General features: G+C 65.4%; 6 protein-coding genes. 1 reads left to right on the forward strand and 5 read right to left on the reverse strand.

Annotated elements, in window-relative coordinates:
• Positions 1-140 precede the first annotated feature (140 nt).
• Positions 141-878, reverse strand: a complete 738-nt coding sequence (locus ABEL04_RS15725) for a head GIN domain-containing protein (protein WP_375803352.1) — start codon at positions 876-878, stop codon at positions 141-143.
• Between the two features lie 254 nt (positions 879-1132).
• Here ABEL04_RS15725 and ABEL04_RS15730 point away from each other — a divergent pair, with 254 nt between their 5' ends.
• Complete coding sequence (locus tag ABEL04_RS15730) at positions 1133-2200, forward strand: WD40/YVTN/BNR-like repeat-containing protein (protein WP_375803353.1); 1068 nt, start codon at positions 1133-1135, stop codon at positions 2198-2200.
• A 25-nt stretch (positions 2201-2225) separates the two neighbouring features.
• Here the strand turns inward: ABEL04_RS15730 and ABEL04_RS15735 are convergent, their stop codons facing one another.
• From ABEL04_RS15735 to ABEL04_RS15750, 4 genes are all read right to left on the reverse strand, one after another.
• Positions 2226-3887 carry a M1 family metallopeptidase gene (locus tag ABEL04_RS15735; RefSeq protein ID WP_375803354.1) on the reverse strand — a complete coding sequence of 554 codons (1662 nt, stop codon included), beginning with the start codon at positions 3885-3887 and terminating at the stop codon, positions 2226-2228.
• 224 nt (positions 3888-4111) lie between these two features.
• Positions 4112-4939: a hypothetical protein gene (locus ABEL04_RS15740; RefSeq protein ID WP_375803355.1), complete on the reverse strand. Its 828-nt coding sequence runs from the start codon at positions 4937-4939 to the stop codon at positions 4112-4114.
• A 325-nt stretch (positions 4940-5264) separates the two neighbouring features.
• Positions 5265-6167, reverse strand: coding sequence for a ZIP family metal transporter (locus ABEL04_RS15745; RefSeq protein WP_375803356.1), 903 nt, complete (start codon positions 6165-6167; stop codon positions 5265-5267).
• Between the two features lie 119 nt (positions 6168-6286).
• A partial coding sequence (locus ABEL04_RS15750) for a class I SAM-dependent methyltransferase (protein WP_375803357.1) occupies positions 6287-7001 on the reverse strand: 715 nt, incomplete at its 5' end.

Consider the following 7001-nt stretch of genomic DNA (forward strand, 5'->3'; position numbering starts at 1 on the left):
CGAGACGCCGTGCTCGACGACTACTTTCAGTCGGTCGAGGTCGAACCCGTGGCCGAAGGAGACGGCTGGGCACGCATCCGGGACCTTCCGCCCCTGTTCCCGAACCTAGCGGACGAGTTTCTGGCCTGAGGGCCCCGCTCCTACTCGATCGGATTCACCTCCCCGCTGCCGAGCATATTGGTCTCGACGGTCGGCTCCCCGCGATAGCGCACATCACCGGACCCGAAGATCTGGGCGGACAACTGACCGGTGACGTTCAGTTTAGCGTCGCCCGAGCCGGCAATCTGCACGTCCGCCCTTTGCGCCGTCAGGGATGCGCCCTGGAGGTTTCCCGAGCCCGCAATGTTCAGATCCAACGTACGGGTCTGACCTCGGAGTGTCCCCGTTCCTGAGCCGGCCATCTGCAGGCTGAGCTCGTTCGTCTCCACCTCCACGTCGAGCTCCCCGGACCCAGCCAAGCGGAGAGTAAGGGCCTTCCCCTCAATCGTCGTTTCCCCTACGGCCCGACCGGTCCCGGCCACGTTCAGCTCATGAAGGGTCGGGGCCGTCACGTAGACGTCAATCTGGTCGGTATCGAGCCCATCGGCGCCGAACAACTCCAGCAGGCCCGGCTCGTCTCCATCCGAAATTTCGAGGGTCTCCCCGTCGACCGTCGTCTTGATCTCGTCGAGCACCGTCTCCGGGGCAGAAACCTCAACGGAGCGGTCGTCGCCTTGTCGGAGGTGAAGAGTGCCGGGAATGTTGTACTCGACCTCCGCGAAGGCGTCGACCGACCGGGACTCCCGAACGCGATCCTGCGCCGAGACGAGGTGAACAGGCAGGGCGAGCAGGGCCCCAAGCAGCGCGGCACGCAGAAACGCAGATGGGAGAGACAACATGGCTGAACTGGACTGTGATCGGGAGCAATCGGTGGGTCTCACCAACAGAACGCTGCCTGAAACTTCAATGTTACTGCCGCGGAGGGACCTCATCGGTCGACGGCCGGGGTGGGGAGTGGACGTTCTTCAAGAAGACTTCGGGACGATAAGTGGGGCGGGTCCCTGTGCCTGTTCCCGGACTCGCGTGTAACAAAAGAGCGACCGGCTGCGCTTACATCTATCGAGAATGCTTTAGCAATTTCCCATCAGCACGAATGAAACTCACAGAGCGCTGGATCGTCGCTCTTGCCGTTTTCCTTCTGTCCATCGGGGTCGTCGGGTGCGACCTTGTGTCCAGCGACGATGCATCGAGGACGCCATGGGCCCTCGCCGGGTTGGCGAACCGCGACGTTCAGGAACTCAAGCTGCGACACGGCATGCTCCATGCCGCGACCGACAGTGGACTGTACCGCACGCCTCTCGACTCAGAAGTGAAGTGGACGACCGGGGGCCTCCAGGGAAAGACGGTCGTTGACGTCACGTGGCGCGAGGATGGTGCCATGCTGGCCGGCGTCCAGCACGAGAACGGCCAGACAGGACCGGTTCTCTACAAACGGGCCACGCCGGATGCACAGTGGACTCCCTTCGACACGGGGTACGGACCGGACGACTATCGGCACGTCCGTGCCCTCGCATCGATCCCTGGGAGCCGAGACACCCTCCTGGCCCGAGGGATGCGTAACGTGGCGCGCTCCGTCGATGGTGGGGAGCAGTGGACAAGCGTGTGGGGCGGCTGGGACCAGATCGGGTATCAGGCCCCGCTTCTGTACGTGAGCCCCCACGATCCGAGCGTCGTCTTTGCCGGAGGCGAGGCATCAAACTTTCAACCCTACCTCGTCCGCTCGCCCGACTACGGGGCGACCTGGCAGCGCGCGTCTGGAATCTCCGCGGGGGGCGACAATGCTGTGTACGCCATCATTGAGCATCCCGACGACCCCGGACGCTTCCTGCTGGGCATGGAAGGACGCGTGCTGCGGTCTACCGACGGCGGTCGAAACTGGACCCTGGTGTACGAGCCGCCCCAGTACACCTACGTCTTCGACTTTGCCGCCCGACAGGTTGGGGATCGCACCCTCATCTACGCCGCGGGCTCCGAAAATGGAACCGGGGCTGGTCGCCTCACCCTGCACCGCACCGGCAATTTCGGCGAGAGCTGGGAGCGGATCTCGTACACCGCAGGGCCGGACTCGGCCGCGACCCGGGCACTTGCTCTTACGGAGGACGGCGGTCACACGCGACTGTACCTAGGCACGACGGAGGGCGTCTACGTCTATCGTCCGTAGCCCCGCGCCCCTGGCGACCGGACGGTCACTCCGCGCGGCTCATCGAACGTTCGGCGAGGAGATGGACGTTCGGATCAAGTGTGACGGACGAGGGGGCCTCCGCACAGTCGATGCGTGTCGTTCGCTTTCGGCCTTGGAGATTGATCGTCGTGAGGGACGTGTTCTCGGTCTCAACCCTCACCTCCACCGGTACACGGAACGGCGCCGCGTCCTGCGTCTGCCGAAGCGTCACGACGCACTCGTCCGCCGCCGCGTCGTAGCGCCACGTGCCCTCGATCACCGGATGGCCCGCCCGCCGGGTCCACTGGTCAAAGTATGGTTCCAGCTCTTGCCCCGACACGTCCTCCATCACGGCTCGGAAGTCGCGGGTGCTTGCGTTCTGGTGGCGGTAGCGGTCGTAGTAGGCGCGGAGGCCCTTCCAGAACGTGCGGGTGCCGACCCGTTGTCGCAGCATGTGTAACACCCAGGCCCCCTTCTGGTAGGGATTCGTGTTGAGGAGCGCATTTGGGTCGCTGTAGGTCGTGTCCACGAGGGGCGTGTCCGGCTTCTTCTCGTGGAATTTGGCGACCCGCTTCCGGGCCCGTCTCATGTAGCGCCGGAGGGCCGCCGTTCCCCGGGCGTGCTCCAGGTAGAGGGCCGTGAGATACGTCGCGAAGCCCTCGCTGAGCCAGAGGTGCGACCAGTCCGCCTCCGTAACCGTGTTGCCAAACCACTGGTGAGCGATCTCGTGGGCGAGCAGCGGCGTGCTATCCTTTCCGTCGGCCACGGCCTTCTCGCTGTAGAAGATGGCGGAGGCATTCTCCATGCCGCCGTAGCGCGTGGTGGACTGCACGTTCGCCAGCTTCGGGTACGGGTACGGGCCCAGGTTTTGCTCGAAGAACCGGAGGATGGGCGGGGCCTGCCCGAGATCTTTGAACCCGGCCGCACGGTCCTCCGGGTAGACCCAGCTCTGCACGGGCACGCCGTCGACGGTGCCCGCTGTGTCGACCGCAAAGTCGGCCACACCGATGACCATGATCTTCGGCGGAAGGGGGACGTCGGTGCGCCAGTGCGTGACCCGGGTGCCGCCGCTCGTCGAATCGTTCACCAGGGCTCCGTTGCTCACGACCTCGTACGTCGACGGCGCGGTCACCCGAAACTCGACGGTCGCCTTGTCGGAGAGGTGGTCCACCACGGGCAGCCAGTGGCGGGCCCGGTTGGGCCAGTTGTCGCCGAAGAAGGTGCGATCCCCGTGCCGGTTGGTGCCGATGATGAGGCCGTCGGCGGGCACCCCTGCGTACTGAATGCGAAAGGTGTGCGTCTGTCCGGCCTCGAGGTCAGAGGCGGGATCGATCCGCAGGATGTCGTTGCGGTGGCGGTACGGAACCGTGCGCCCCGCCTCGGTCACCGACGCAACCCGCATGCCGGTCACGCGCGAGGGGGCCGTCGCCTGGGCCTGGTTGCGACCGATGAGGTCGAGCCGCACGGCCGAGAGCGTGTCGGTCGTCACGCGGAGGCGCACCGTGGCCGTCCCCTCAATTCGGTCCGTCGTGTCCGAGAGGGTGAGGGCAAAGTCGTAGTCCTGCACGTCGATGCCGGGCTGAGGCTTCGCCGCAGGGCCACGGGCCGGCTGTGCGGAGGCCATCCCCGTCAGCAAAAGCAAGCTCCCCCCCATTCCCAGCAGAAGCACGCGCCACCAGGAGGGCATACGACAGATCATGGATTCGGATGAGAGTGTCGTTAGACTCCAATTCAGGAGAACTCCGTGCAAGAAAATACGACCGGTGTCCAGCCAGGACTGCTCGACCGCACACTTCCGGGAGGGGCGCCCCCAGCCTCGGTCTCCCCTCCCGTCGTCGTGTCACTGGCTAACTCGCGCGCTCCTTCGGGCTACGCGAGTCGCCGTCCTCCGCCACAGCCGTCAGGCCATCGCTACATGCCTTGTCCGCCTCCAGTCTCGACCGTAATCTCCCGCGTCGTGTTGTTGAACGGACCCGGAACCACGTTGCCGTCGCTGCCGATGAGCTTGAGGTTGACCTCGTAGGTGCCAGCCTCAAGTCCCGTCACGAAAGCGGGCGCCCACTCTGTGAGCGTGGTCGAGGCGACCTCGTTCCCCTGGTCGTCCGTGATGGTGTAGCGTGCCTTGTAGCCGTCCTGGCTCAGCTGAACGTTATGGAGGTAGAAGTCAAGCATGATCTTCTCCGCGTCGGCGCCACTGTAGGTGCCCTTGGGTCGGCTGTAGATGAGAGCGGGCTCCTTGGGACCGAGCATAAAGCTTCCGGAGTCGCTCTTTACGTAGAAGTTGACCAGGTCGTACGCGTCTCTGCCCTTCACGCTTTCGTGGTACGACCGGCTCGGGAAAACGACGAGGGTGTGTGCGCCGGGCTCGAGCGTTCCCAGGTCGAAGGGCTCTCCCTCCGTGTAGTTGGCCATGTACGGCTGGTTGTCGAGGATGACGTGGAAGTGCTGCCCATTGCCAGAGTTTGCAATCGAGTCGGCGCGCGGCGTCTCGGTCTGAATTCCTGTTTCGAAGCTGTCGGCCGTAACCGTGACGTCGACACTTGCACTGTCGACGACGGCGCTGTCGGTGAGAGCTGTCACGCGGGCAGATGCCCCTTCGATGGCGGGCGACCGGTCACCGGCCTGAATCTGGACACCACCGTTTTCGGCGCCTCCCCCCCCGCCACATCCGGCGAGCACGATGAGGGATCCGAGGAGTACGGCAATCGACGTGAAGAGACTGCGTCGGGGACAGAGCATGGATCGGAATGTCATTTCGCGGGAGACTGGGTGAATGATGCATTTACGAGCCCGCACGCACTTTCGGTTCACAGGACCCGTGGTGGTCAAGAGGATAGGCAGCAGGGCGGGGACCTGTCAATCGAGGCGTGTGATTTTTCTGAGGGGGATCTAGTCGGCGCACCGGACGGCGGACCGTTCCTGGCGTGAACAGGGCCGTCGGCCTGGATCCGGGGACGACGGGCCGCACCGGACCCCGCTGAGCCTCCCCTCCACAGGTCTCGGGAGAGTGCGTCCGATGAGCGGCATGATTGGACGGACTGGCTCGCTGACACACAGCGCCGTCCTAAGCGTGGAGCCCCCACCACGCCGCGAAGACGATTAGTCCTCCAAGCAGAGCACTGGCCATGGCGTGCAGACGGAGCCGGTCGAGCAGGTGGTGCGCCGCGTCGAACCCGTCGTCCGGGGCCGAGTCCGCCTCGGCCAGTCCCGCAGCCTCGGACACCTCCCCTCCAATCTCACAGCGTGGGAGAAAGTCGAGGGCGACGTGCAAGAACACCCCTGTCGCCACGCCAAAGACCACGGCATGCAGAACGTCGGACCCGGGAGGAGAGGCGAGGCCAACGGGTATGGCGACCGCCGCCACCGCGGCGGCGGGGACCAGGAGCACCGATGCCCTGCGGCCCGAGCGGCGCAGCCGGCGGGCTGCCGCGTAGCCGGCCGGGGCCTTGTGGGAGATGATGGCCAAACCGAGTGTGGGGCCCAGGGTGGGCATGGTCGCGTAGACGGCCCCTATTACAAGCCCGGCGGTCAGTGAGTGGACGGTCAACTCGAGCGTCGTAGCGTCGAACGGGAGATTCAGGTGAGCGAGTTGGTGCTGCGCGGCGTGCAGGGCGAAGCCGAGAAGCACGCCCAGCGCAATGCCAAATCCACCGAAGGCGGCGTGGTGACCGACGGCGCTGGGAATGAGAAACGCCCCTGTACTCGTGACCATCGCCCCGCTTGCGAGGCCGTAGCCCCAAGCGAGTCGCCGGGCCTCGCTTGCCCGTCCCTCCACCCCGACGCGACGCGGACGGCTCCCCAACCAGGCGCCCCCTGCCATGGCACCGAATGCAACCCCCCCGATAACCAGTAGCTTCCAGAGCGAGGCTGTGACGGCAAGCACCGACGCGAAGACCATCAGCCCCACCCCCGTCCCTGCGGCGAGGGAGGAGCGCGATGACGTTTGGGACGGGGAAGAAGGAGTCATCGTGCGCCAGAGAGCAACGGGTGAACGGGCCCCTGATGGAGCAACCACCAGCAGTCACGATTTTGACGGAGGACACCACGGCGCCGGTCCGGTGTTCCGGTGCATGCCCTGCCCCTCACTCACGCAGGCACGGCGATCAGGACTTCCGAGGGCACGCCCCACGCCGTGACGATGGCGTGATGCACCTCGCGCCATTCTCCCTCCTGTAACAGAGCACGCATCCGAATCGGTCGACACCCCCCCACCCACTGCGGACGAAGTGCGTGGACGGTGTCCCAAAGAGCAGAAATACCCCTCGACATCGGACCCGTCCCTCGCGTTAACCCGGCGAGGCAAAGTCGACCGGGGGGCTGTTGATCCCGAAGAAGACGGTGGGCTTCGGCCAGGAAAGTGCGCGCCTCCGCGTGCGGCAGGAGGTCTAGCAGGTACGTGGCGACGACACGGTCCTGGCCCCCCTCGGGACGATCGAACGTCAAGGTGCCGTCGGTCTGCGTGACAGTCGCACGTTCGCTGAACGTGGCGAGCCGCTTGCGGGCAATCCGCACCATTGTGCCGCTGAGGTCCAGGCCCTCGTAGCGGGCTGTCGGGGGAGCATGGTTCCGAAGAATCCGGGCGGCGAAGCGCCCAGTTCCGCATCCCACCTCTAGGATGGACGTCGCGTGCCCGAAGTCTGCGTGCGCAAGCAGTGTGTCGAGGGCCGGGCGCTCGTAAAATTGCTGTGTGTCTTGCCACCGCCCGATGCGGTCGTAGACGGTTCGCGCCTCATTCCTTGAGAGCATGCGATCAGCCACAGCCCCTGGGACAGTCGGAAAGAAGAGACCGCGGGAATTTGAG

The sequence above is a fragment of the Salinibacter sp. genome (genome assembly GCF_042218895.1).
Taxonomy (GTDB): Bacteria; Bacteroidota; Rhodothermia; order Rhodothermales; family Salinibacteraceae; genus Salinibacter.